Genomic DNA, 364 nt, shown 5'->3' on the forward strand with positions numbered 1-364 from the left:
TGGGGAAGATGATGATGTTTCTGTCATGTATCATAAAAACAACAATTTTTATTACAATCCTGATGAAGCGTTCCAAGTGCCTGAATGGAAAAACGGGTATTCTCCTTTAGGTGAGGAAAAACATCCTCTTGAAGATAATGAATTTCCAGAGCAACCAGCAAAATGGACAGGTAATGGGTCACGCCTATCGCAACCAGATATGAACGATTGGTATGAAACCGTAAAGGTGAATTATGGAATATCACCTGACGGCAGGAAAGATTTTGATGAATTGCCTGAGGGATTTGAACATAAAGATTATAAACTTCATTTTGATTTTTGGAAGGATAAGGATGTGCCAGATTCATGGATTAAGTTCAAGGAT

1 pseudogene is annotated in these 364 nt (G+C 37.6%); it reads left to right on the top strand.

Annotation, left to right across the window (positions count from 1 at the left end):
* Positions 1–364: pseudogene (locus H4O21_RS28455) on the top strand (alpha-amylase); the annotation flags it as partial.

The sequence above is a fragment of the Oceanospirillum sediminis genome (genome assembly GCF_014164585.1).
Lineage (GTDB): Bacteria > Pseudomonadota > Gammaproteobacteria > Pseudomonadales > Halomonadaceae > Oceanospirillum > Oceanospirillum sediminis.